Genomic DNA, 23,404 nt, shown 5'->3' with positions numbered 1-23,404 from the left:
CTTTAGAATTTTAAACCGATCAAAAGATGAATACTAAAGGTCATTGTTATCCAAAATACATAATTCTTCAGGCAGTATATTTCAAGCTAAGATTTACACTTAGTTACCGTGATGTTGAAGAACTAATGAAGATTAGAGGAGTCATTGTGGATCATGCGACGATTCAGCGTTGGGTTTACAAGTTTGCACCTTTGCTTGAGGCAGAAATGAAGAAGAGAAAAGGCAGAGTGGGGGAGAGTTGGAGATTGGATGAGACCTACATCAAAGTAAAAGGTATTTGGTGTTATTTATATAGGGCAGTAGATAAATTAGGCAATACGGTTGATTTTCTTTTGACCAGAAAAAGACAAAGAATGAGTGCGCAGTCATTTCTAATTAAAGCAATTAGTAATAACTACAGACCAAGAGTAGTAAACATTGATAAAAGCGGTTCTAATACTGCCGCTATCAAAGTCTATAACAAACGTTCATTCACAAAGATTAAAATCCGGCAGTGTAAATATCTCAACAATATTGTCGAACAGGACCATCGATTTATAAAATGGAGGATACAAAATGGGTTAGGCTTTAAAAGTTTTGAATCGGCAAGACGAACATTGAGCGGAATTGAAGTTGTGCATATGCTGAGAAAGAATCAAATGGTTAGACCAGGGATGACTATGTTTAAATCATTCTGTAAATTGGCGGGCTAACTTTTAAATTACTTCAATTTTTATATTTGATTCTGACAGATGCGACAGAACCCTGCTTTTAAAGTATAATAAAATGGGTCGTGCGGAATTTTTTCGTCGATAAATCTTAATGCCGTCTTATAATAATTAACAGCTTCAGTTGGATCAATTTTGCTGTATATGGTGCCAAGCTGGCCATTTAAGGCAATCCTGTCCTCAATTTTCATCGGTGTGTTAAGAACCTCTAACATAAAGGCAATTAAAGAATTAAAATTTTGGACGTCCCGCAGGTACCGGATATAGAATCCTGCAGTTCTTACTGTTGGATGCACCGCATATGCTTTTTTGTAAAAATCTGAGGCCTCGGCGTTATGCTGCAGTTTAAATATGTCAGCTTTTAGAAGGTATTTCTGTGCCAAGTTTATGGCATCTTTCTCCAGTTTTTGGTCTGATAAATATTCTAGTGCGCTTTCCAGATCGTTGTCTGTGAACACCAGTTTGTAAAGCACTTCAAAATTATCAGCAAGATCAAGATTCTGGAGGATGGAATTGTAATCTTCCCAGAGTTTTTCTTTCTGCCTTTTGATATGCTGTATTTCCAGACGAAGACCACTAATTTCAGATTCATAGAGTGTGCTGCTTTGCTTGTGCAGTTTTTCCTTATCGGCAATTTTTTCGTTAAGAGCTTGCAATGCCACGTTTAGCTGGTCAATTTTTGCAAATGAACTTTTATCATAACGCCCATCCAAGATTCTATTATAATGATCGCTTCTTATTTTTTCCAGAACTTCCGTGGTATAGAACTTTTCGTCCTGGTCAATTTTTGTATGACAGCTGCAGCAGAGCCAAATTCCATTGCTGAGATTTTTCCTTTCCTCATTAGTCAGATTTTCATTAAATCTCACATCTGATGATTTTCTTGCTCCAGAGATGTGTGCGGCTTCACCGATGCGCACATAGCCTGATTCTGTAGAATTCGGCATACTAGTAATTTCCTCGCATAAGCAGCATCGTTCGCTTGCCATTTTTGACAGTATCTTTTTGGTGTTTTCTGTAAAGTCGGGTGAATTGCTGCTCATTTGAAAAAAATCATTAATTCTTAAACATGCGAAAAAGTATCTTTAGTTACTATGCAAATTATAAAAAAAAAAGTATAAAAAACAGGTGGTTATACTTAAATGACTTCTTATTTAATAACTCTATATTGCTTTTGGTTAGATTTTTAGTCAGTAGGAGTGAAACTAATTCCGTTAAATGATAAGTATAGTAAAATAGTATTCATGATATTTGATACAGCTAAGCCTAGACAGAATATCTTTATATTAAAGCTGTAGGGAATTTATATGTAGTTTTAAGTAAATACTGTGGGAAAACGTAAAACAGAATACTAGCAATTTTGTATGTTTGATTAAGCGAATAAAACTTACAGTTAGTTTTTCAGCGCTTACGAATTAATCAATCTGAATTCCATGATTAAAATAAATGAACCTATATTTAAGCTGGTTGCCAGTATATTTTTAGCTTTAAAGGATAAATACGAGTGCGCCGAAATAGCAGATTATGATCTGCTATTAGAGCAGAAAATCTTACGAACTGCCAATGGCAGTTCTGGGTTTCTTGAAATAAATTTTGATTCTATTTTATTTAATGAGCAACTTCTGGCGGTGTCTGAAAAGAAACTGGATTGCAAACCGAGTACTGTGATTAGAGATGCTCTGCATTTTGCTGATGATTTGAAGGAATATCTTCTTAATATAAATAGTCCTGATTATAAACAAAACAATCTGGATAAGCTGATTAACGCCTTTAAGGTGTTTTTACTTCAGAAGCTAAACGATCCGGAAGTGGTTTATGAGCATTTTATAAAGATTTTAAAAGATAAAAAAAAAGGACAGAAAGCAGCGTTTGGATTTTATATCGCTCTATTTTAAGTTTTTAATTGTTTCCAACTCCAGTGAAGAAACGGTTTTGAGATCCTGTTTGGATTATAATGCGCAAGAGAAATACAGTCATAATTTCACATATAATTTTCTGAAGGGATTGTCGGAAGATTACTTCGATACCGCACAAAGCCTTGCTGAATATGCCTGCAGGGATATTAACGAAAAATATGAGTTTTTTATTCCGCCTTTGCTCATTGGACTGTTTCCAAAAAGTCAGAATAGTATTTTCGGTACGGTTTTATCACTGTATGAAAAAAATAAAGTTATAGCCTTGAAAGCATTGAGCGGTTTTACTTTTTCCGACAAGCCAATGATTAAAAAACTCTTTCAGCTTCTTAGTGATTTGGAACCTGTAAGTGAGGAGTTGGCAGACCTAAAAAGTCTTCTATTATGCCGTATAATTGAAAATAATACCGCTTCTAACCAGTTGAAGGCCGACTGCATCAAAGAAATCCGCACGATGCTGCAGGCAGAGGACCATAAAACTGCTCAGACCGTGCTTAGTAATATCCAATACAATATGGAGGATTATGAATTTGAAAAGTACTATTTACTAAACGTATATCTGGAGAGCACAAAAAATTTAAAAGTCTTAAAGCACTTTTTCCATAATTATAAAGACCCGCAGTACCTTTTTGAAATTTTAGTCAAAAGACATGATGCGCTTGGTTATAGGGGATCTATTGAATTGTTTAATAATGTCATTAATCGGTTTTTCGACGTAAACAGGGAAGAAACCGAGGCGCAGATCCTACACTTGTTTAGTTTTAGAAATTACAGTTTTCTGGCTCTAAAAATTATCCTCCGCATCCGAGGAGGAATATACCAGATCGACTTATTAAAGGGGAGTAAGGAAGCGCAAATGCAAGCAGTGGAAAGCATGTGTAGTTTTCCTTATTCAATTGATGATCTGCTTATACTGCTGCTGAAATTCAGGGAATCTTCTTTTGAAGAAGTAAGGCAGTATCTGCAGGATAAGCTTTCCGAATTAGTGCTGGAAGTTTACCATGAACTGCTGCTTGATGCCGTAAAAACAAATCTCGGTAGTTCCAAGACAGATCAGGATTTTTTAGAGCCTCTGGAGAAAGCAATGGAAAAATATCTGGAGATTAAAAAATTCAAGGAAGAATACAACGACTTAAACCCTATGAAAAATGAGCGTGACCTGATGGATCTCTATTACAGGCTCGAACATGAAGTACATGCTAGAATACCTAAAGACATCAATGAGGATAAAAACTCATTTTTATATGATGTAAAAAATACGGTTATTGTGCGGGCCAAATCGTGGAAAAATGAGCATTCCGGGGAAATCCAGCCTCTTGGGTATTTTGAATCAAAAATGATGATCGACAGCAGGGCTTATAAAAACCCGTTGGTTTATTGTAATGGATAACGAGATTATCTGCCAGGGTGGTTTTCCCGATTCCCGGTTCGCCAGTCAAAATGACTACATTGTTCTCTTCCAGAATTCTCAAGCCCTTATTGTGATTTGCTGTAACTACGTATTTATGGGCTTTCTCCTTGATTTCCTCTATTGTAGACTGGCTTCTCCCTTTTATCGCGTTATTATACAGGAAGTCCAGTATGCTGGCACTGGTGACCCATAGTTTATAATTCCTTTCGACAATTTCCTGATTTTCTTTTTTAGACAAAAACGTTAGAAAAAGCTAAAGTAGCTCATCAATAGTGGTTTGTAAAAGACTTTATCGGAGTAGGTAACGATTTAGTAATGGTGCTTACAACATTTCTTTTCTTCTAATTTCCTTGTAAATCAGATGCTAAATTACAAAAAAAATAGGATTGGAGTTTAATCCAATCCTATTTTTCGTCCTGCTCATCCATTTTTCGTATGATAGCATCTTTAAGCGAATCAAGAAACTTTGTTCTGTTTATTTTTCTGTTTCTTATTTCAAGGTACGTATGGTAAAAATCACCCAAATCAATTTCAAAAACATTTTCAAAATATTTAGCGATAGCTTGAATGTCAGCCTTTCCCATATCAAAAACAGCATAAGATTGTAACGCATAGATCAATTCTATTAAGGCTGTTTTACTTTCCGTCCATTGTAATCTCATCTTTCCAATATCGCTGTTCGCAATTCCTATATGTTTGTTTAAATTCGATAACTGATTCTCTAGATAAACTTGAATTAAATCATTTGCAAGAATTTTTGCCACTTTAAAATCGTGTGAAGTAGAAAAGCCAGTTGTACTTCTGCGATCATTCCCGGACGAATGTTGTGTTTTGGGTTGGGAACCTCAATTTTCACCGTGAAAGCCCGTGTCGTAACATCGGCAGAACGGCCAACCTCCGTAACCTTTCCGGTAAAGGTTTCACCCAGTGCACCCACCAGAACCTGAGCTTCCTGCCCGATACGGATCTGGCTGAGCTGGTTTTCGGGTATATAGGCATTTACCTTTACCCTGTTGATATCGGTTACAACCAATACAGGCGTTGCGGTTGAAACAATTTCCCCAGGCTCTGCCAGTTTGCGTAATAGTATTCCGCTGATTGGAGAATAGACGGGTATCGGAAAGATTTTTTCCCTGTAATTTTTGTTGTGCTTTGGCACCTTGCAGGGTAAAGTCGATTTTTTTAAAATCGCTTTCGCTAAGGCTGTTTCGGTCGTGCATGAGTTTAAGCCTGCTGTACTCATCGCTTGCCTGGTTCACCTGTACATCGGTAATCTCTTTGGCAATGCTGTAGTTGGAAGGATCGAGTGTTGCGATGAGTTGTCCCTGTCCGACGTTCTGTCCTTCGTTCACGTTGATCCTGTCAATCTTCCCGGCAACCATAAAGCCCAGTCGTACCGTCTTGTTTCCTTCGATGTTACCGCTTACAGAGATATTGGAGGCATATGAATTTTCCTCTATTTTCTGGGCAACTACCGAAAAGGGGCTCGTTTCCTCTTTTGTGTCTCCTTCTTTGTTCTTACATGAACCTAATGTCAGTATAGAACCTACGATCAAGGAGATATAACCTAATCTTGCTTTATCTTGCTTTCATTTTTATTTTTTTTAATGATTTTGATATAATTGATGGGTAATGATATGAATGTTGCGGTCGTCAATGCCGAGAAAGTGGAGTTCGGAACATATACTCTATCTTTCTTCCTCTGCCAGATCAAGATGGAATTCCATTTGTTTTTTGGTGTTGGTATTGATAATAGCTTCCAGTGTTTCCTGTCGGTGGGAACTTTCGTAGCAGGTCAAAAAACGAGTTGGAAAACGTTTGGTCAGGATATCCAGTTCTTCTTTGAAGACAAACCCATAATTGTCGGAAACATAGAGCAGCGTTAAATGCTCCCCATACAAACGGTCATCTTTGAGCCGCTCCACCAGCATCAGGAAAACGGTATTGATCCCATCGCTGTCGGCAACGAGGACAAGGTGTTTATCCGTGGTTTCTTTTACCTTTTGCATCTCTTTAAATTTGATAATGCAAAGGACGTAAGCTTTTTTGGGTTGATTTTTTAAATATCTAAAAAATGAGGAAGAGAAGATATTTTTTTGAACAATTAAGGGAGGATTTTGCTGAGTTTTTGCAAAATCCTCCCTTAAATATAATGGTATTATCTTAGGCTATTTGGCAGCTAAAATGTCCAATTTTTCAATAGACGGAGGTGTTGCCAATAGGTCTGGTGCATTTTCCATTAATGCTTTTGCGATCTTACCGCCAAGGTGTGCCTCTCTGCCTTCTTCGTTTGAAAAAGTATCGTAAATACCGAAGGTAGAAGCATCAATACGGAATGCATACCACGTAACGGTACCGGCTTCTTCAAGAGCAAGCGGTAATGCTCCTGTAATAAAATCTTCAACGTTTTTTTCTTGGCCGGCCTTTGCTTCCAACCGAACTAACAATCCTAATTTTTTCATTGTTTTTATTTTTTAGTTAAACAATTCTTTAATCAGACAAAATTAGAAAAAACCAGCGCTGCTTCGTTTATTAGTTTGGTTCAATAAGTTATGAAAAGAGGTCAATTAGAGTGGATGTGGTTGGGGCTATACCCAAATTCATTTTTAAAGGCTGCACTAAAATTTGACAAGCTGCCATAGCCAAAGTCCATAAAAATTTCGGAAGGTGTGACTTGGTTATTATGTAACAATTCTTTGGCCTTGTTAAGCCGTTTTTTCTGAAACCATTTCCCTGGAGATTTCTGGTATATACTTATAAATTTTCTCTTAAAAGTAGAGGCACTCATATTGCACAGAAAGGCTATTTCGTCAATATTCAAGTTCGTATAAAGGTTCTTTTCAATTACCATTTTAAATGATAATTCTCTTTCATTGATTAGTAAATAATGTAAGTAATCTAAAAATACCGTCCCATATTTATCAGCCAGATAAAGCATTATTTCTTCAAATTTCAGTTCCAAAATCTTTTGAGAGATAGATTGTTGCAAACCAAAAATCTGTTGGAGCGAATGAATATAATGGATGATAAAATTGTCTTTCTCTAAGAGGAAATAAGGTATATCCGTTATCTTTTTATCTGAGGCATTCTGACTGAAAGAATGGGAATGTTTCAATAAAAAATCGGTGATGTTTTTGTGAGAAAAGAAGAAGAGTAAACAACGGTATGAGCTTACACCTACCAGTTCGGTAACCAAAACATTATTAGATGTGATAAGTAGCGATTGTGTTTCATTGATTGAAATGATATCATTAGAAAAGTGAATGTTTTTTTGACCATCCAATAAGAAACTGAATACATTTTTATTCAGGCCAATCCTGTTTCTAGAACCGTTCTTATACACTTCGTAATTGAAAATTTGCAAATCCGAAGTATGAGTTTCGTTATGTTCCCATAGATCTTCGGGAAGGTTTGTAATGTCCATCGTCAAAATTAAATTGATTTTTTACGGAGTGTTCTTTGGTTGTGTCATTAAAAAATTCGTTCCAAAAGCGATTTTAGCCATTTGAGTTTTTTCTTGCTGTAAGGAGGGTACTTGATAACGCCTTACCACCTGACGAATAGATAAGCTCAAAAAGCTGTTGCTTTCTTTCATCCATCTTTTTCGGGAATATTTCCAAAAGTTTTTCCGAAACCTTTTCTGCAAAGCTATCTAAGCTTGTAAGGTCTTCTTTAGAAATATCCCAAAAACCTGCGGGAAGCCGAATCTCATCTTTTCCAAAATCTGTCCCGTTGTATCCGAGCCGGTATTCGGCACCGAGCAAGGTAAGACATACCATAAAAAGCTTTGTTTGCTTTTTGAAAATATACCGCCTTGCTTTTTTATCCAGATTAAATAATTCGGCTACCAATGGTTCCTGATCTGTACAGCTAAACATAATGTCCACTCTTCCATCGGGAAAAATAATGACTTCTTTATCTTCATCGGTATGATTGGCGCATAGCAGGAAACTCTCCACAAAACCGGAGAGCCGTTTGTCAGGAACAATTTTTATGTACTCAAAATCTTGCATCGTTTTTATGTGCATCTGACCTGGGAAGAAATATTGGATATTCTTAATCAATCTGTCAGATGAATTATATATGCAAAACTAACAAAAAAAAAAACAATCTAAAATACACCACCACACCCGGCAAATTCTGAGTGTGGTGGTGTAAGATTTTACCATTAATGAGGTCGTATGGGCTGTTACAACTCATAGATTTCTTTTAATGCTTCTTTCAATGCCAAAGGTTTTCTTCCCAAAAGGTTTTCCAGATCGTTTGTTACCTCTTCAAACTGGTGGTTTTTCTGATCTTCGGCAAAACCGGCGGTTAGTAAAATGGCAAATTCGGGAACGCCAAACTGCTTTAGTTTTTCGGTAAACTCTGTTGGGGCGGCATTGGTGTAAGAAACCGATTTGCCTGAACGATTTAGTAACCTAACCTTGTCATTTTAAGCCCAAAACTTGTCGGACACCTACTTCCAAATTTTGCCTCACGTTTTATAAACCACTGTATATGAACGGTCTTAACCGTTTTGCTTATTTTTGCTTTCTCCTAATATTTTTAGCTAAAAAATCGACTTTCACCGCTACATATTCGGCATAGCCACGGGCATTTGGTGAAAGTGCAAAAACCGCTTCGCCTACTTCAAAACCATCGGCACCTTCCGTTTTTTCTACAATTTCGCCAGATATATCCCAACCTATGGAAAAGATGAAAGCTGAGAATGCCAGTTTTGAAACTGGAAAGGCTGCTCTGCAAAACTGGTACAACAATGATCGCGGGGAATCGCTTTTTGCGGAACTGTCATTTAATTTTAAAAAAAAGTATGAGGAATAAAATAAAAAAAAGATGGAGTACAGTTTTATTGTTTTCATCTGCCCAAGCTCTTTTTCAGACGGGCTCTATATTGGTTATGGCTTTATCTGGTCTTGTCGGTTTAGAGATTGCGCCAGAGAAAAGTCTGGCTACGCTGCCCATTGCTATGATTTCAGTTGGAACCGTTCTTATGATGATTCTCGCTTCTCTTATTATTAAAAAGATGGGCCAGAGAAAAGCATTTCTTATTGGGACAATCATCGGCGTGCTTGCGGGAATGCTTTCATTTTACGCTATTTTAAAAAACTCATTTGTTCTATTTGTTTTAGGAAACACCCTTTTAGGAGTCTGCCAGGCTTTTACACAATATTATCGTTTTGCCGCCGCCGATTAGGTTCCTCAGAAGATCAAAGGAAAAGCAATATCATTTGTGATCGGAGGCGGAGTTGTGGCCGCAATTGCGGGACCGGCCTTAGCCAGATCTACCCAGAATATTGGCGCGGTTTCATTTGCCTATTCCTTTTTATCCATCTCTTTTTTAGTATCATTTCTTTTCTGGTTATTTTTGGTCTAAAAGAGAAAAAACGTATAACGGCGCAGCAGAAGGATTTTCAGTTTAAGCAATCAACACCGCTGGGGGAAATTATGGGACAGAATAAAACCATTTTGGCTTTATTATCCTCGGCAGTAGGATATTCCGTGATGATAATGATTATGACCGCAACACCTTTGGCAATGCACCACTGCGGCTATTCCGGCGATGATTCGTCTGTTGTGATACAGTGGCATGTGCTTGGAATGTTTGTGCCTTTTTTTTTACCGGCACTTTGATTGAGAAATTTGGCACGGGCAGAATAATTCTGTCTGGTGTAGGCATACTGTTTTTGCATTTATATCTGGTTCTGACAGGCACTGATTTTCTTCATTTTGTGTCCGGTCTTATCTTTCTTGGAATAGGCTGGAACTTTATGTTTGTAGGCGGCTCAACTTTATTGTCAAAGGTATATCGAGAAGATGAAAAAGAAAAAGTCCAGGCTTTTCATGATTTTTTTGTTTACATTATCATGAGCATTTCGAGCCTTTCAGCAGGAGACCTTCTGAGCAGGTGGGGATGGAAAGGAGTAAACATAGCTGCAATTCCAATGCTTCTAATTGTTCTCGGGGCTTTTGCAATTATGAAAGCGAAACATAAAAGAGAAAAAAGAGTGGCTGGTTTTTAACGCCAAGAAAGCGAATCATTTCAAACAAATAAAAAATGGCGCCAAATTGTCTTCAATTGGCGCCATTTGGCTTTGTGACCCCTACGGGACAAATTTCAACATTTTTTTTGGATGATTTGAAGAAATTGGCTTATTATATGTAGTTGTCTGTCTTCCAGTGGCTTTATGAATTTGGTTTAGATGTCCTGTTGGGGATTGATGTAAAAGATGTAAAAAAAGATAAAAAATATTTTCGTCGCGATTTTACAATTCGTGGCTTATAGACTTTTTTAAAATTTTATATAATTTTGCCCAGCAATATAATTTAGAAAATTGATATAAAAAAAGAGGCTCCCCAAAGCCTCTTTTAGATTAATGTTTCCCATTTCCTTTGCCTTTCCCATTTTCATTATGGTTTCCATTATCATGGTGGCTTTTATCTTTATTATTTCCTTTTCCGGGTTTTTGTCCTATTGTTTTTTGAGGTTTTCCTTTATACCCTTTTCCGTATTTTACTTTGTGAGATTTAAAGTTGTCATAAGGTCTGTCTCCTCTGTAATCAGTCAGTACTACTTTGTACTCATTATAAAGATCATAGTTTCTATAGGCTGAAGGCAGCGATCTGGTTCTAACCCATTGTCCGTTATTTAAATAAACATAATTTGATGTGCTTACGTCATAATAAGTTTCAAGATCCGGCAGATAATAATAACGAACATCTGAATAACCGGCAGGTCCCCATGCAGGAGGTGTTCCTATATTCACATTTACTGATACCTGAGCCTGAGTGTAACTAAATGAGAGGAATAAAATTCCGATCAAAAAATATTTTAAAGTTTTCATGATTTTATTTTTTAAGTCATTAAATATATTTCGGTAAAAACAATAAACGTGCCGAAAAACGTATATGTTGTTAAGTGTTTGATTAAGTGTTTGATTAAGTGTTTGATTATGTGTTATTTATATTTTATGTTAATGCTGATAATATCAGAAGTCATATTAGTGGTTCTGGTATAATGCCCATAACGAATCTCCAAAGTATTCCAGTGTTTAAGTCCAAAGATTCCGTTAAGTGGCGTGAATTTCATTCCCATTCCAAAGAAACTACTGTCAAACTTAGATAGATCATAGTTACTGGTGTAATATTCGTCTGCTCCGCTATGTTCTCCATAAGGTTTAAAATATTTCGTTCCAGTTTGAGTATAATATCTATAAAACGGACTTATCGAAAATGCCTGAGCTAATTTGACTGGAATTTCAAGATCGGCCGTATGTGCTTTCAGGCTCCAGTCATCTGTATAGTACCTGTAATAAGCCCTGATAATCACATTGTCACCTAGGAAATAACTGGCCCTTATTCCAAGGGGAATTTTAAGTCTGGTATCAGGCATTTTCTCCTGATGAACAGACCCATCAGTAAAATATACCCTGTGGAAAGGAAGGCTTAAGTATCCATTCTGACTGATAAAATCTCCAACAAGAAGCACCTGCAGGTTTTTATTGATGACCTGGGAATAACTCAGCGTTCCGGCAAATGTATTCCTATTGGCACTTCCGTAGCCTTCGCTTCCGGGCGCGCGAAGTTCCACGGGCTCAATGAGTTTTAACTGATCAATAAAAGTCTGAAATTTGGCTGTAAATTCCCCGTTTTTGTTTTTTGTTTTTTGCGAGAAGGCAATATTTGCTCCAAAAGACTGATAATCAAACTCGGTTGATGACGAGACCCCGAAGGCATAGGTCCTTCCTTTTTCCTCATTTTCCCTTAAATAAGTCAATGAAGGGTAGAAGCGGTTATCTGAAGAAGAAGCAGATGAATTGGCGCTTAAATCAATCATATCGGAAGAGGCAGAGGTATAGTGGTCAATTCCTGCTTCAATATCAAAAGTATGTTTGATTCCTGTTTCTCCGTATTTTACCAGTTTTACATCAATGGTATTGGCAATATCGGTAAGATGCTGCGAACCAATCCCTCCTGTAACAGCTGAATTGTCTCCATTCTGCTTATAATAGCTTGAGACTAAATTTACTTCTTCCAGCTTTAATTTTTTGCTCTTGTAACTGGTAGAATCAGCAGGTACATTTTGTGCTCTTGTCTGAAACAATGCCAGTAAAGCAAATCCTGTTATGAAAATTCTTTTCATTTTTTAGCGTATGAAAATTAATTACAGCCGCACCCGCCGCCGCTTTTTCCTGAATTTGCCCCGGAAGCTCCCTCGCGGTAGGATTGGAAACTAAGTTCCGTTTTTTCGATTTTCCTGTTGGAAAGCACCATTTCAGAGTCATTGAGTTTTCCTTTTTGATATTCCTTCACAGAAGTGCAGGAGGTGAGCAGCAGGCCGGCAAGAGCAGTACTGCATAAGAGTACGAGAATTTTTTGCTTTGGCTTTTTCATTTTAGACGGATGTTTTTGGAGGTGTAAATTTTGTTGTTGTCATCAATTATTATGCAGTATAAATCAGGTATCTGATCTATTAAAAAGAGGCCTGCTTTAATTCCCATCACAGCAATTGGGGTGGCCATCGCATCTGCAAATTCTGCATTTGAAGCTATAATGGTAACACTTTTTATTCCTGTTATAGGCAGACCTGTTTTTGGGTCAATGGTATGCGAATATTTTTTACCGTTAATGGTGACGAACTTTTCATAATTTCCAGAAGTTGCCACTGCTTTATTAGAGATTTCCATATACGAAAAAGCAGCATTGGGAGAGTCTGGATCAGCAACTCCAATAGTCCATTTTCTGCCGTCAGGCTGAAGTCCCCACGCAGATAAATCCCCGCTGGCATTGATAATACCGCTGTGGACATTGTTTCTCATCAGAACCTGCTTTGCCATTTCGGCGGCATATCCTTTTCCAATGCCTCCAAAACCAATCCGCATTCCTTTTTCTTTTAAAAATACAGTGGTGTTTTCTTTGTCCAGGATTATATTTCTATAATCGATAAGATGCACCATTTTTAGTGCCGTTTCCGCATCAGGTAAACGGGTCATGGTTTTGTCAAAATTCCATAGGCTTTTATCGATACTTCCATAAGAGATATCAAATGCACCTTGTGTAATTCTGGAAATTCCCATAGACCTTTCAATGAGATTAAAGACTTCCAGATCAACTTTGACGGCTGCTATTCCTGCATTATCGTTGATCAAATTCGTCTGGCTGTCCTCTTTATAAGTAGTTAAAAGTTTTTCAATCCTTCTGATTTCTTCAACTGCTAGGGCAATATGCTCATTTCCTGTTTTTTCATTTTGGGCCACAACAGTAATAGTAAAGTTGTTCCCCATGAGTTTCAGGGATTGCGAGAATTTATAGTTTTTGCGGATGTTATTTTCGGCTCTCACAGATTGCTTTTATTTCGGCTGTCCACTGCTCGGGTGATATTTCTGGTTTTCCATGCCAGGTTTTAAGTACTTTGCCATCGGCATCGAGAAGTAGGGTTAAGGGGAAACTTCCTTCTTTATTGTATATTTCAGCTAAATCTTCGTTGCGTTTGACCTGCTCAGGGGGGCCAATATTTTTTTTCTTTCTTGGAAAATCAGCATTAACCAGCACCAGGTTTTCATTTGCCATATCAGTGAAGCTCGGACTTTCAAGATAATCTCTGCGAAGGACGATACAAGGCCCGCACCAGTCTGAACCCGAGAAGTTCAGCAGAATTAATTCGTGCTTTTCCTTTGCCGTTTTTTTTGCATTATTAAAGTCAGGTTCCCAATTAATCGGAAGCACTGTCAGTAAAAAGAACATTGTGATTAGTTTCATTTTACAGTTTGTTTTTAGATATATACGAAATAACGAATTGTTGTGGTTCTTATTTTTCGGACGCGCTTAAGATTAGATTAATTTTTAAGCGGTCTGAACTCCAAAAAGATATCCAACCAGAGCAGAGGCTGCCATTGCGAATGTACCCCAAATGCAGATGCGCAAAACAGCTTTGAATGTATTTGACCCACCTGCTTTAGCTGCTAGAATTCCTGAAAAAGCTAAAAAAAGTATCGAAAATCCATATTGGAAAAATACCATGTCTTTTATGGGAGCAAAAATAGCTGTCAAAAGCGGAAGTGTACCGCCCACAATGAACGATACTGCTGATGCAAAGGCAGCAGTCAGGGGATTGGCCTGGGTGATTTCATTGATTCCCAGTTCATCTCTTGCATGGGCAGCCAGAGCGTCGTGAGCCATCAATTTGCGTGCGACCAGTCCGGCTAACTCTTTATCAAGTCCTCTTTGAATGTAAATCTCTGTTAATTCCTCAAGTTCTTCATCAGGCATGGTTTCAAGTGCAGCTTTCTCTCTTGTTAAATCAGCAGATTCGACATCTGATTGGGAACTTACCGATACGTATTCCCCAGCTGCCATAGAAAGAGCCCCGGCCACCAGTCCTGCAACAGCAGCAAGCAGAATAGGTTCTCTGGTTGCACTTGCCGCTGCAACCCCGATAACTAAACTTGTAGTGGAAAGTATTCCGTCGTTTGCTCCGAGCACCGCAGCCCTGAGCCATCCGCTTCTGTTGATATAATGGTTTTCGTTGTGCATAGTGCTGTTTTTTTGGTTGTTTAAATTTTACTTGGAATCATGATCTTGTTTTTTTACACCTCCAAAATTGGTTTTGAGAAATTCCCTGATCTGAAATTGTGTTTTATTTCGGGTGCTGTTCCTCCAGTCGTTGAAATCGAAAATATGGATCTTCTCAGCGTTAGGGTTGGTCAGAAAATGAATTCTGGATATGGAGTATTTGTATTTTTTTATTTGATTGGATATATGGCGGTCCGGCACCACAAATAAGATATTTTCCCATTTAAGACAGTCCTCTGCGTCATCCTTGCTGAGGCCAAGTGCCAAATAATCAATAAAAAACAGTATCTTTTGATCATTTAAAAGATCTATTTTTTTATCAATTTCCTGAAGATATTCGTGCAGCGATTTTTCGTCCTTTTCTAACCTCATTGTATTGAATTCGATTTGTTTACACAATAAAATTACTTTAAAATCTAACAGTTTATGAAGTAAAAAAAATAGAATGATTCTAAATTTTATCGTTGGTATTTTCTCAGTCTAATTCTCACTAAGTTAGCAGGGTAAAAGAGGGACTTTTAAAACTGTTCAGAAGCCAATAAAGAGCATTCTTGGTTATCATTGCTCCATTATCAGTATTTAAAAGCATTTTTCGCATCATCAAATTCATAAATTTTTAATTCAAAACTGGTCTGCATTGTATGTATTCACTTAATACGCAGTTAGCTTATTTTAATAATGATGCAGTTTTAAAAAAGCTGGTTGTAAATATCACATGGCTTAAACTTATGAGCCTTAACAGCAGGACTATAAAGCTGCAGGCATTCAGCAAAATGGAACTCGACCAGCTTTTGGTATTTATAGATCAAAACAGATTAAATTTTCCAGGAAATTATTTTATTGAAGAAAAAAAAGAAGAAATCACAGAGGCAGTGCTGCGTAAAGAAACAGCAAAACACATCCTGCCGCATTATTTTATACTATCCACAAATCAGAATATACAGTCAGCGGGTCCGTTTTACAAGAAAATGAAGATTAATTTAACGAATGATACCTATACAGAAGCAATAGATTATCTTTTAAGTTTTGCTGTTGCAGGCAAAATTGAAATCTATAGAGAAGCGAAATAATAGTTGCTGTAATACGATCTAATAAATCTTTAGGAAATTTTATCCTCATGTCTAAGAGGAAGTATGACAGTGAATTCAGCTCCATTGTCTTTTTCGCCTGCTGCCGTGATGCTTCCATTGTGTCTTTTAACAATTTTTCTGCACAGTGCAAGGCCAAGACCATTCCCTTCGTACTGGTCTTTGGAATGCAGTCTTTCAAAAGCGTTGAATATCCTTTCGTTAAATGCCGGATCCAGTCCAATGCCGTTATCTTTAATTATTATTTTCACGCAGTCAACACCGTTATCATTTATAAGACCAGAGGTTATAATTACCCTTGGCGGCACGTCTGCTTTTGAGAATTTAAGCGCGTTTTGAATCAGGTTGTAGAAAAGCTGGTTGATTAAAATTGACGCGCCTTCTATTTCAGGAAGCTCGGATGTAATTAAAACAGCATCTTTTTCCTGTATAACAAGTTCGAGATCTGTCTTTATGTTTTCAAGGATTTCATTAAGGTCTATTTTCTCGAAGGACTGCGCAGTTTTGTCCAGGGTAGAATAGGTGAGGATGCCCTCAATTATGTTTTCCATCCTTTGAGCAGAGTGGTTAATTTTAGAAAGGTATTTTTTTGAAGTTCTATAGAAACCTGGTTTTTTCTCATTGCTTAAAAGGGTGTTGAATATTTTAATTTTTCGAACAGGTTCCCTGAGGTCATGGCTCACTATTCCTGCAAAATGCAGCAGGTCATTGTTGGAACGCTGCAGTTCTTCTGTCTGGTCGACAACCTGTTTTTTCAGCTCTTCTTCAAAGGCACGCTGCTCCTGAATATCCTGTATAATGCCGATAATTGTTTTTGGGTTCCCTTGCTGGTCATTGATTATCTTACCATTAATTTTTGTCCACTTTACAGAATGGTCCTCTTGAAGTATCCTTGTCTCATAGCTGATTTTTCCAGTGATCAGGGCCTGCTCGTGCGCTTTTTCGCGTACGGGTAAATCATCCGGATGCAGCCTGGCGATCAGCTCTTCATTACTTACCTCTTTTTCAATAGACCAGATGGCGTTAAAATTTCCTGAAGTTTTAACTGTTTTTGTAGCCAGATCTATTTCGTAGGTTCCAAGACCCGCGGCATCAATTGCCATGGTAAGTTTTTCGTTTGCACTTTTTGCCTCTTCTTTAGCCTGGTGAAGATCAGTGACATCGGCTCCCGTATTAAGCACTCCGTATACTTCGCCTTTCTCATTAAAAAGAGGAATAAAACTGTAGTTAAAATAGTGTTCGGTCATTACCCCTTGAATAACAAGGTCTACTTTTTTATTTTTCGCATGAAATGGGATTCCGGTTTTAAGGACAGTAAGAGCCTGATCAATAATCTGCTGGTCTTGAATTTCGGGAACAATATCGGGATAATTTTTTCCAATTACCTGATCTCCTTTTCCCCAGGTCCTGATCATGGCAGGATTGGCAATTTCAACCTTTAAGCTGTCTCCTGTGTATACTGCGACAGGCAAAGGAAGTGCCCCCACTATATCATTCAAAAGTCCTGGATTTTGGTACATAGCGTTTTAGTTGTTTTAATCATCGAAGGTAAATTTCTTCTGCTGATTTTCTTTATATTATTTTGCTTAGGTATTTCACAATTTCAACTAAAATAGGGAATCATTTTCAATTTTGAGACATTATTGTTCCATAGGCCGTAACTGAAGAAACTTTAGTAAGTCAGTTTTTCTAAAAATAATTATATTATCGCCATGTTAGGGTTGGTAAAACGGTATTTAAAATATTATTTTTTTTCTTAAAGCGATTTTTTTTATAGCTTTTCAACAGGTAAATTTGCTGACTATCTTTTAATTAATAAAACTAAAATAAACTTCTTTTGAGTTATATGCATTAGTAGATATATAGCTTTTTTTCAGTATTTAATATGGTATTCGTATTATGGTCAGTACAATATAGCAAGAACAATTCAAATCAATATAAAAGAATTTTTAAAAGAACCTGAAATACCTAAATCGCGGCAGCCGGAATTTTTTTTTATCATAAACATTAAACACCACTCACAAATGAAAACATTAACTAAAGAAATGCAGGCAGCAATAACTCCTTCCAAGGCTTTAGAGCTTCTAAAGGAAGGAAACCAGAGATTTGTAAGCAACCTGAAAGTAAACCGTAATCTTCTGCAGCAGGCCAATGAAACTTCAGACGGCCAGCATCCTTTTGCTGTAATTCTGAGCTGTATCGATAGTAGAACTTCAGCAGAATTAATTTTCGATCAGGGACTTGGGGATGTCTTCAGCGTACGTATTGCCGGAAACATTATCAACGAGGATATCTTAGGCAGCATGGAATTTGGCTGCAAGGTGGCAGGGTCAAAAATTATTGTAGTACTCGGCCATACCAAATGCGGTGCTGTAAAAGGTGCCTGCGACCACGTCGAAATGGGTAATCTCACAGCGTTACTGACCAAAATAAGACCTGCAGTTGATGATGAAACCCAGACAAAAGAAAACCGCAATTCAGGCAATGCTGCTTTTGTGGAAAATGTTTCGGTTATTAATGTTAAACGTACTGTTGCATCAATTATGCAGCGCAGTCCGATACTCAAAGAAATGATTGAAAAGGGAGAAATTGGAATTGTTGGAGGATCACACGACATTACTACAGGGGAAGTGGTATTTTTTCCTGAAACTATTAATTTTGGATCATAAATAAAACAGCTGCAACGATTTATAGATCAAAATGACATTTTTTCATAATTAATTATGAAAAAATGTCAGAATTAACCACTGGCATATTTTTTGTTTTTTTGCTGGCGCACATCTTTGTGCAAGTTCAAAAATTTATTGTATAACAATTTTAAAAATTACAGTTATGAATCTTATTAGAAGAAACGGAGCCAGCGTGCCTGGGTTCCAACGCTTGTTTTTTGATGATGTTTTTGGCCGCGATCTTTTCAATTGGGAAAACAACAATTTTTCAACCACAAGCACCACACTGCCCTCAGTAAACATTAAGGAAACTGATGAGAATTATGAAGTAGAAGTTGCCGCGCCTGGTATGAACAAGGAAGACTTTCAAGTTACCCTTGATAATGGACAGCTGCTGATTTCTTCATCCAAGCAGCATCAGGTAAATACAGAGCAGGAAAATTACACCCGCAGAGAGTTCAGTTATCAATCGTTCCAGAGAAGTTTTGTACTTCCTAAAAATGTGGTAGACGAGGATAAAATCCGTGCCCGTTATGAAAACGGAATTTTACTGCTCTCTATTCCAAAACTGGAACAGGCCAGAGAAAAGACACCAAGGATGATTGAGATTTCTTAAAAATTCATCCCTGCTCATAATGGAAAGCTGCCCTTAAAAGGCAGCTTTTTCTTTTGTAATACTATCAATGGCGTCTTTACAGCTCATTGATATGTTTTAAATAATAATCCGCCTGCTGTAATAATGCCGTTTTATCTTCAGGCTTCATGTTATGCCATAGTTTATACATCATTCCAATTCTCGGATTCTGGGCAAGCTTACTTTCATGCCTGTCATAAAAATTCCAATACAGGCTGTTAAAAGGACAGGCTTTATCGCCTGTTTTTTTTGCTTTATTATAAAAACAGGTCCCGCAGTAATGGCTCATTTTATCAATATAAGAAGCTGAACTTACATAAGGCTTCGTACCTATAATTCCCCCGTCTGCAAACTGGCTCATACCTCGAGTATTGGTAATTTCGACCCAGTGGAGCGCATCTATATAAATACCGAGATACCAGGCATCAACCTCGCTGGGATCTGTTCCGGCCAGAAGAGCAAAATTTCCTGTAATCATTAAACGCTGGATATGATGTGCGTAGGCAAATGTCAGAGACTGTTTTATGGCATCTTTAAGGCAGTTCATTTTTGTTTTTCCTGTCCAGTACCAATTGGGAAGTTTCTCTGTATTATTGAAAAAATTCAATGTAGCAAATTCCGGCATTTTATGCCAGTAAATACCTCTCATATATTCGCGGTTTAAATTGGCTAAATTTTACCAAGAAAGCAATAATGTATGGTTTCGGAATTTTAAGTATTAATAGCGATACTTTAAAGGCTTCGTTTATGAATTGGTATAATGATACTATAAGCAAAATAGAATCAAAAGAAAAACCAAAAACGGATTATTGGGAACAGGATATTAATAATGAATTGCTAATAACAGAGTTTGAAAAAGCAATTGTCAAATTAGTTGAAAATATTGAAAACGAAAAGGATTTAGGTTGTTTGCCAATGAGATTTCGAATGCTACCAAATGTTATTTTAAAAGAAGATAGATATAATATTTCAGATAAAAAATATCTATTAAAAAGAATGTATTTCGTATTAGAGAGAAATAAATCAAATGATTTTATTAAAGAACTGATAGCGGAATTTAAACTAATTGTAGAACCTTACTTTGAAATTTATGATTTTATAATTAAAGAACCTCAACAAAATACAGCCGATAAACCTAATAAAGGTAAACAAAAAAAAATTGCAGAAAAATGGTATGCTTTGCTGTATTGGATTGAGTTAAGTGCAAATGGACAACAACCTCCAAAAAGTATTGAAGGAACTTTTGTAAAAAGAGAAATAGAAAAAATAGGAAGAGAAAAAACGGGAACTACTGGACAAAGTTTTTACAGAGAATTTATAAAAATTGACTTAAACAACGAAAGATTAATTTCAAAAGCCTTTAGTAAAGAATGGAAAAATGAAATTATTAGATTATCAAATAACAGTCTATTAATTAGTAATTACATAGAAGATAAATATAATTCAAAATAACTGGGTACTTCGGGGTACGTACCTAAAAATACCCCTTAAAATACCTCACGTGGTTTGTGTAAACTTTTAAAGATAAAAAGATGCACAATTTAATTTTAACACCAATTTCAGTAGATGATTTAACTGAAAAAATTGCTTTAAAAACACTTGAATTTTTAGAGCAAAAAAAAGCAACCACAAATACTCACAATCCTGATGAGTTATTAACCCGAGAACAAACGTGCGATTATTTGCACATTGATAGTAGCACGTTATGGTATTGGACAAACAAAGGTAAAGTTGTTGCTTATGGAATTGGAAACCGCAGATACTACAAAAAAGCGGAATTATTGGAATGTTTAATTCCTTTAAAAAAATAGGACTATGCAAAGTAGATATTTACAAAGTCCTTATTTTGAGGTATTAAAGCAAAACAAATTTAAGGTTTTTAGTGCTTTTAAGCAAATCATTTATAGTATAGTTTCAAGTGTATTTATAAAAATATAAGCTATGGAAACGGCAAACAATAAAGCCGTACCAAAAACTTATATTGCTGAATGGATTAAGTTAGATTTTTATAATAATTCTAATTTAAAAACTGATATTCAAAACCGTATTTCAAAGAATATCGAAACTGATTTTATAAACGCTTTAAACAATATGAAAGGCGACAATAAAAACGGATTTGGCGTATCGTTTTCAGAAATTACACTTTTGGCTATGGCTTATTTTTATAGTGAAATTTTCACGCATAAAATAAAAGACAAGTACTATACAATTGAAAAGGTTAAAGGGTTTATTGATGCTAATAATTTAACAACCTATACGGCAATTTATGAATTAGATATAAAGTTCTATTCATTAGTTGATGCGCCATTATTTAAACATTGTTGGCTAATAATACAAAGTGCTTGGTTTTTTAATTCTCAATATTTTGGATATCACCAGCATATAGATTACGTTAATCACTACATAAATACTGGAGAAAAGCTACCAATTGAAAAGTATAATTTTGATCGAAATTATTTAGATAAAAAGTATATTGATGTTGATAGTAGAAAGTCAAAATCAATGCCGATTAATGGGTTTACATTGGTTAGTCAATGGTATTACGGTATTTTGTTTTTAATATGCAAAGAATTGAAATTATCAACTTCGCATTTTAATATTTCAATTAAAGACCATAGAGAATATAATCCATTGCCTAAAACATCAAGGCAATTAAGACCATTAGCACCGTTTAAGTTAATCGAATGTGACATAAAAAGTGCATTCCCTACATTTTTAGACATTGAAACAGGAGCGAATTTAAAAGATGACATTTATAATAATTTGATGCTTACAAAAGGCATAACAAGGAGTGAAGCAAAGATTTTGTTTAATACTATTTGCAATAGTGGCAAATATAAAAGTAAAGAGTTTACAGAGGCTTTTTTCTTAGATTGTGGTTATACAGATGAACAAAGTACAGATTTGTTATACTATACGCATAACGAAAAATATAAATTTATTTCGTTTATGACTGACCAAGAAGAAACCGCAATAAATAATTTTGTAAGCATTAATAATTTACAGCGTGGCGCACGGCTTCACGATGCAGTACTTTTTATAGATGATAAAACAAAACCGCAAATTTTAAGAGTACACCCAAATTGTGATTTTGGTTTGAAAGAACTTAACAGACCAGTAATAAGAGAAAACTTCTATTTATCAGACAAGCGATTGCCGTATGCTTACATTAATAGTTTGCCAAATGGTTTAAATATGGTAACTAAACACGATTTCAAAAAACCTCAAATCAAAGGCAAAACGGATACTTTTATAATATACATAGATAATTTTGAGTACATAAGTGCTGGCTTTAATCTAAATAACTACAATGATTTTGTTGAAGAAATAAAAGAAGAAGTAATCAATTTAAGCGAAACATTAATCTACTCACGTAAACAATTTGTTGAGAATCCAAATCAAATTTTTATTTCACTTTGTGAAAATATGTTAGATGTTTTGTTTCATTTGAATAAACGTAAAATAAAGCCTTTGGAACTTGAATTAATATTGAAGCACATAAGAAGACAAAGTAATTATGTTTTTAATGTTAGAGCGACTTATTTACGACTGATTAAATACAATAGCAATGGTTTTGATTTAAAGAACTTTAGAAAACGTGATTTTGATATTGTTGGAAAACCTCAATTCAAAAAAAATATTGATTTTTTAAACGAAAAAAATAAAGCAATAAAAGAGATTAATATTTTGCTGAATTATAAAAATTTAATTGATTTAGTGCGTGAACGAATTCAAAATAATGATTACGGTTTTTTGAGTGAGAATACAATTATAGGACATAAACGAAACAATTTATTGACGTATGCTATAATTAAGAAATTCAATTTGTTATGTACAGGAAGCTTTTATAAACCAAGAAAACAGAAAGATTGTAACCTCTTTAATAATGATACTATAAAGAGCTTACAAACATTTGAAACAAGCCAAGAAAACAAACAATCAGTACATCAATTATTTTTGATTTTATGCACGATTGCTGGAGCAATTACAGAATTGGAAATTCAAACCGATACAGATATTCAAAACCAGTTAAAACTTGAATTGATAGAAGAAATTTTAAAAATTAAAATAAACAATATTGATGCTGGAGTAAATTGTTTTGAGCATTTATATAAAGCAATGCCAACAAAAGAAGTTAAGTTTAATACAGATATAGAAAACAGTTTTGATACTGATCTAAGTAAAAGTGTTTTTAATTGCATTTCTCCTGAAGAAGCATTTTATAAAGGCGACACATTTTTTAAAGAATATTTGCAGTATCATAAAGTTAGCGATAGTGCCAAAGTTATAAAACCAATTAATAAACCAAGTCAAAACTTAATATTTTCGAAATTCGATTTTGACTAAAATTATTCCTTGTCGAAAATAAATATAATAACAATATTATATTTATACATTTACGAAAAGTAA

General features: G+C 35.8%; 27 protein-coding genes and 1 pseudogene. 11 read left to right on the top strand and 17 right to left on the bottom strand.

Annotated features, from left to right (window positions below; genetic code table 11):
* Nucleotides 1-26 precede the first annotated feature (26 nt).
* Nucleotides 27-692 (top strand): IS6 family transposase, encoded by a 666-nt coding sequence (locus K6T82_RS11195; protein WP_129022526.1) that lies wholly within the window; start codon nucleotides 27-29, stop codon nucleotides 690-692.
* A 20-nt stretch (nucleotides 693-712) separates the two neighbouring features.
* On the opposite strand, the gene K6T82_RS11190 is transcribed toward K6T82_RS11195, so the two are convergent.
* The gene (locus tag K6T82_RS11190; RefSeq protein ID WP_223705967.1) at nucleotides 713-1,750 is read right to left on the bottom strand and encodes a hypothetical protein; all 1,038 of its coding nucleotides are present in this window, start codon (nucleotides 1,748-1,750) and stop codon (nucleotides 713-715) included.
* Nucleotides 1,751-2,140: 390 nt separating this feature from the next.
* Here K6T82_RS11190 and K6T82_RS11185 point away from each other — a divergent pair, with 390 nt between their 5' ends.
* Complete coding sequence (locus K6T82_RS11185) at nucleotides 2,141-2,602, top strand: hypothetical protein (protein WP_223705966.1); 462 nt, start codon at nucleotides 2,141-2,143, stop codon at nucleotides 2,600-2,602.
* Nucleotides 2,577-4,010, top strand: a complete 1,434-nt coding sequence (locus tag K6T82_RS11180; RefSeq protein WP_223705965.1) for a hypothetical protein — start codon at nucleotides 2,577-2,579, stop codon at nucleotides 4,008-4,010. Before K6T82_RS11185 ends, K6T82_RS11180 begins: the two co-directional genes overlap by 26 nt.
* A 425-nt stretch (nucleotides 4,011-4,435) precedes the next feature.
* Here the strand turns inward: K6T82_RS11180 and K6T82_RS11175 are convergent, their stop codons facing one another.
* The 7 genes from K6T82_RS11175 to K6T82_RS11140 form a co-directional block, all read right to left on the bottom strand.
* Nucleotides 4,436-4,795, bottom strand: a complete 360-nt coding sequence (locus K6T82_RS11175; protein ID WP_476702583.1) for an RteC domain-containing protein — start codon at nucleotides 4,793-4,795, stop codon at nucleotides 4,436-4,438.
* Complete coding sequence (locus tag K6T82_RS11170) at nucleotides 4,768-5,274, bottom strand: efflux RND transporter periplasmic adaptor subunit (RefSeq protein ID WP_223705964.1); 507 nt, start codon at nucleotides 5,272-5,274, stop codon at nucleotides 4,768-4,770. The genes K6T82_RS11175 and K6T82_RS11170 overlap by 28 nt, the downstream gene beginning before the upstream one ends.
* Nucleotides 5,275-5,719: 445 nt before the next feature.
* Nucleotides 5,720-6,040: a hypothetical protein gene (locus K6T82_RS11160; protein ID WP_223705963.1), complete on the bottom strand. Its 321-nt coding sequence runs from the start codon at nucleotides 6,038-6,040 to the stop codon at nucleotides 5,720-5,722.
* A gap of 159 nt (nucleotides 6,041-6,199) precedes the next feature.
* Nucleotides 6,200-6,493, bottom strand: coding sequence for a putative quinol monooxygenase (locus tag K6T82_RS11155; RefSeq protein WP_047096321.1), 294 nt, complete (start codon nucleotides 6,491-6,493; stop codon nucleotides 6,200-6,202).
* 101 nt (nucleotides 6,494-6,594) lie between these two features.
* Complete coding sequence (locus K6T82_RS11150; protein WP_223705962.1) at nucleotides 6,595-7,455, bottom strand: helix-turn-helix domain-containing protein; 861 nt, start codon at nucleotides 7,453-7,455, stop codon at nucleotides 6,595-6,597.
* Between the two features lie 73 nt (nucleotides 7,456-7,528).
* Complete coding sequence (locus tag K6T82_RS11145) at nucleotides 7,529-8,044, bottom strand: hypothetical protein (protein WP_139261751.1); 516 nt, start codon at nucleotides 8,042-8,044, stop codon at nucleotides 7,529-7,531.
* Between the two features lie 510 nt (nucleotides 8,045-8,554).
* Nucleotides 8,555-8,893, bottom strand: coding sequence for a hypothetical protein (locus tag K6T82_RS11140; protein ID WP_129022524.1), 339 nt, complete (start codon nucleotides 8,891-8,893; stop codon nucleotides 8,555-8,557).
* A gap of 38 nt (nucleotides 8,894-8,931) precedes the next feature.
* On the opposite strand from K6T82_RS11140, the gene K6T82_RS11135 reads away from it, so the two are divergent.
* A complete protein-coding gene (locus K6T82_RS11135; RefSeq protein WP_223705961.1) occupies nucleotides 8,932-9,228 on the top strand; it encodes a hypothetical protein in 297 nt (98 codons plus the stop codon).
* Between the two features lie 433 nt (nucleotides 9,229-9,661).
* A complete protein-coding gene (locus K6T82_RS11130; protein ID WP_255596546.1) occupies nucleotides 9,662-10,054 on the top strand; it encodes an MFS transporter in 393 nt (130 codons plus the stop codon).
* 351 nt (nucleotides 10,055-10,405) lie between these two features.
* On the opposite strand, the gene K6T82_RS11125 is transcribed toward K6T82_RS11130, so the two are convergent.
* The 7 genes from K6T82_RS11125 to K6T82_RS11095 all read right to left on the bottom strand — a co-directional run bounded on the left by K6T82_RS11125 (nucleotide 10,406) and on the right by K6T82_RS11095 (nucleotide 14,975).
* Nucleotides 10,406-10,876 (bottom strand): hypothetical protein, encoded by a 471-nt coding sequence (locus K6T82_RS11125; RefSeq protein ID WP_223705959.1) that lies wholly within the window; start codon nucleotides 10,874-10,876, stop codon nucleotides 10,406-10,408.
* Between the two features lie 113 nt (nucleotides 10,877-10,989).
* The gene (locus K6T82_RS11120) at nucleotides 10,990-12,174 is read right to left on the bottom strand and encodes a DUF3570 domain-containing protein (protein WP_223705958.1); all 1,185 of its coding nucleotides are present in this window, start codon (nucleotides 12,172-12,174) and stop codon (nucleotides 10,990-10,992) included.
* A gap of 17 nt (nucleotides 12,175-12,191) precedes the next feature.
* Nucleotides 12,192-12,425, bottom strand: coding sequence for a DUF4266 domain-containing protein (locus K6T82_RS11115; RefSeq protein WP_223705957.1), 234 nt, complete (start codon nucleotides 12,423-12,425; stop codon nucleotides 12,192-12,194).
* Nucleotides 12,422-13,315 (bottom strand): FAD:protein FMN transferase, encoded by an 894-nt coding sequence (locus K6T82_RS11110; protein WP_223705956.1) that lies wholly within the window; start codon nucleotides 13,313-13,315, stop codon nucleotides 12,422-12,424. The genes K6T82_RS11115 and K6T82_RS11110 overlap by 4 nt, the downstream gene beginning before the upstream one ends.
* Before the next feature lie 40 nt (nucleotides 13,316-13,355).
* Entirely contained in the window at nucleotides 13,356-13,790 is a 435-nt protein-coding gene (locus K6T82_RS11105) for a thioredoxin family protein (protein WP_223705955.1), read from the bottom strand.
* Between the two features lie 84 nt (nucleotides 13,791-13,874).
* Nucleotides 13,875-14,564 carry a VIT1/CCC1 transporter family protein gene (locus K6T82_RS11100; RefSeq protein WP_223705954.1) on the bottom strand — a complete coding sequence of 230 codons (690 nt, stop codon included), beginning with the start codon at nucleotides 14,562-14,564 and terminating at the stop codon, nucleotides 13,875-13,877.
* A gap of 27 nt (nucleotides 14,565-14,591) precedes the next feature.
* Nucleotides 14,592-14,975, bottom strand: a complete 384-nt coding sequence (locus K6T82_RS11095) for a hypothetical protein (RefSeq protein ID WP_223705953.1) — start codon at nucleotides 14,973-14,975, stop codon at nucleotides 14,592-14,594.
* A 269-nt stretch (nucleotides 14,976-15,244) separates the two neighbouring features.
* Between K6T82_RS11095 and K6T82_RS11090 the strand changes: the two genes are divergently transcribed.
* Nucleotides 15,245-15,673 carry a hypothetical protein gene (locus tag K6T82_RS11090; RefSeq protein WP_223705952.1) on the top strand — a complete coding sequence of 143 codons (429 nt, stop codon included), beginning with the start codon at nucleotides 15,245-15,247 and terminating at the stop codon, nucleotides 15,671-15,673.
* A gap of 29 nt (nucleotides 15,674-15,702) precedes the next feature.
* Here K6T82_RS11090 and K6T82_RS11085 read toward each other — a convergent pair whose 3' ends face one another.
* Nucleotides 15,703-17,211, bottom strand: coding sequence for a PAS domain-containing sensor histidine kinase (locus K6T82_RS11085; protein ID WP_223705951.1), 1,509 nt, complete (start codon nucleotides 17,209-17,211; stop codon nucleotides 15,703-15,705).
* A 486-nt stretch (nucleotides 17,212-17,697) separates the two neighbouring features.
* Between K6T82_RS11085 and K6T82_RS11080 the strand changes: the two genes are divergently transcribed.
* On the top strand, nucleotides 17,698-18,360 hold the full coding sequence (locus K6T82_RS11080) for a carbonic anhydrase family protein (protein ID WP_338083348.1): 663 nt from the start codon (nucleotides 17,698-17,700) through the stop codon (nucleotides 18,358-18,360).
* Nucleotides 18,361-18,523: 163 nt separating this feature from the next.
* Nucleotides 18,524-18,976: an Hsp20/alpha crystallin family protein gene (locus tag K6T82_RS11075; protein ID WP_223705950.1), complete on the top strand. Its 453-nt coding sequence runs from the start codon at nucleotides 18,524-18,526 to the stop codon at nucleotides 18,974-18,976.
* Between the two features lie 76 nt (nucleotides 18,977-19,052).
* Here the strand turns inward: K6T82_RS11075 and K6T82_RS11070 are convergent.
* A pseudogene (locus K6T82_RS11070) lies at nucleotides 19,053-19,652 on the bottom strand (cryptochrome/photolyase family protein); the annotation flags it as partial.
* A gap of 89 nt (nucleotides 19,653-19,741) precedes the next feature.
* Between K6T82_RS11070 and K6T82_RS11065 the strand changes: the two are divergent.
* From K6T82_RS11065 to K6T82_RS11055, 3 genes are all read left to right on the top strand, one after another.
* Nucleotides 19,742-20,446 carry a hypothetical protein gene (locus K6T82_RS11065; RefSeq protein ID WP_223705949.1) on the top strand — a complete coding sequence of 235 codons (705 nt, stop codon included), beginning with the start codon at nucleotides 19,742-19,744 and terminating at the stop codon, nucleotides 20,444-20,446.
* Between the two features lie 80 nt (nucleotides 20,447-20,526).
* Nucleotides 20,527-20,805, top strand: coding sequence for a helix-turn-helix domain-containing protein (locus K6T82_RS11060; protein WP_223705948.1), 279 nt, complete (start codon nucleotides 20,527-20,529; stop codon nucleotides 20,803-20,805).
* 130 nt (nucleotides 20,806-20,935) lie between these two features.
* Complete coding sequence (locus tag K6T82_RS11055) at nucleotides 20,936-23,341, top strand: hypothetical protein (protein ID WP_223705947.1); 2,406 nt, start codon at nucleotides 20,936-20,938, stop codon at nucleotides 23,339-23,341.
* The last annotated feature ends 63 nt before the right edge of the window (nucleotides 23,342-23,404 follow it).

The organism is Flavobacterium potami, from assembly GCF_020026915.1.
GTDB classification, from domain to species: Bacteria; Bacteroidota; Bacteroidia; order Flavobacteriales; family Flavobacteriaceae; genus Flavobacterium; species Flavobacterium potami.
The sequence above is the reverse complement of the archived record's forward strand: the minus strand, read 5'-3'. Positions and strand labels throughout refer to the sequence as shown.

Bases quoted from the DNA above. Each gene is read 5' to 3' on its own strand.
- K6T82_RS11060 (WP_223705948.1), top strand. From the start codon at position 20,527: ATGCACAATTTAATTTTAACACCAATTTCAGTAGATGATTTAACTGAA.
- K6T82_RS11075 (WP_223705950.1), top strand. From the start codon at position 18,524: ATGAATCTTATTAGAAGAAACGGAGCCAGCGTGCCTGGGTTCCAACGC.
- K6T82_RS11150 (WP_223705962.1), bottom strand. From the start codon at position 7,455: ATGGACATTACAAACCTTCCCGAAGATCTATGGGAACATAACGAAACT.
- K6T82_RS11170 (WP_223705964.1), bottom strand. From the start codon at position 5,274: ATGAGTACAGCAGGCTTAAACTCATGCACGACCGAAACAGCCTTAGCG.
- K6T82_RS11095 (WP_223705953.1), bottom strand. From the start codon at position 14,975: ATGAGGTTAGAAAAGGACGAAAAATCGCTGCACGAATATCTTCAGGAA.
- K6T82_RS11105 (WP_223705955.1), bottom strand. From the start codon at position 13,790: ATGAAACTAATCACAATGTTCTTTTTACTGACAGTGCTTCCGATTAAT.
- K6T82_RS11125 (WP_223705959.1), bottom strand. From the start codon at position 10,876: ATGAAAACTTTAAAATATTTTTTGATCGGAATTTTATTCCTCTCATTT.
- K6T82_RS11055 (WP_223705947.1), top strand. From the start codon at position 20,936: ATGGAAACGGCAAACAATAAAGCCGTACCAAAAACTTATATTGCTGAA.
- K6T82_RS11145 (WP_139261751.1), bottom strand. From the start codon at position 8,044: ATGCAAGATTTTGAGTACATAAAAATTGTTCCTGACAAACGGCTCTCC.
- K6T82_RS11160 (WP_223705963.1), bottom strand. From the start codon at position 6,040: ATGCAAAAGGTAAAAGAAACCACGGATAAACACCTTGTCCTCGTTGCC.
- K6T82_RS11065 (WP_223705949.1), top strand. From the start codon at position 19,742: ATGAATTGGTATAATGATACTATAAGCAAAATAGAATCAAAAGAAAAA.
- K6T82_RS11195 (WP_129022526.1), top strand. From the start codon at position 27: ATGAATACTAAAGGTCATTGTTATCCAAAATACATAATTCTTCAGGCA.
- K6T82_RS11120 (WP_223705958.1), bottom strand. From the start codon at position 12,174: ATGAAAAGAATTTTCATAACAGGATTTGCTTTACTGGCATTGTTTCAG.
- K6T82_RS11190 (WP_223705967.1), bottom strand. From the start codon at position 1,750: ATGAGCAGCAATTCACCCGACTTTACAGAAAACACCAAAAAGATACTG.
- K6T82_RS11085 (WP_223705951.1), bottom strand. From the start codon at position 17,211: ATGTACCAAAATCCAGGACTTTTGAATGATATAGTGGGGGCACTTCCT.
- K6T82_RS11135 (WP_223705961.1), top strand. From the start codon at position 8,932: ATGGCTTTATCTGGTCTTGTCGGTTTAGAGATTGCGCCAGAGAAAAGT.
- K6T82_RS11140 (WP_129022524.1), bottom strand. From the start codon at position 8,893: ATGAAAACAATAAAACTGTACTCCATCTTTTTTTTATTTTATTCCTCA.
- K6T82_RS11185 (WP_223705966.1), top strand. From the start codon at position 2,141: ATGATTAAAATAAATGAACCTATATTTAAGCTGGTTGCCAGTATATTT.
- K6T82_RS11155 (WP_047096321.1), bottom strand. From the start codon at position 6,493: ATGAAAAAATTAGGATTGTTAGTTCGGTTGGAAGCAAAGGCCGGCCAA.
- K6T82_RS11090 (WP_223705952.1), top strand. From the start codon at position 15,245: ATGTATTCACTTAATACGCAGTTAGCTTATTTTAATAATGATGCAGTT.
- K6T82_RS11110 (WP_223705956.1), bottom strand. From the start codon at position 13,315: ATGGGGAACAACTTTACTATTACTGTTGTGGCCCAAAATGAAAAAACA.
- K6T82_RS11115 (WP_223705957.1), bottom strand. From the start codon at position 12,425: ATGAAAAAGCCAAAGCAAAAAATTCTCGTACTCTTATGCAGTACTGCT.
- K6T82_RS11100 (WP_223705954.1), bottom strand. From the start codon at position 14,564: ATGCACAACGAAAACCATTATATCAACAGAAGCGGATGGCTCAGGGCT.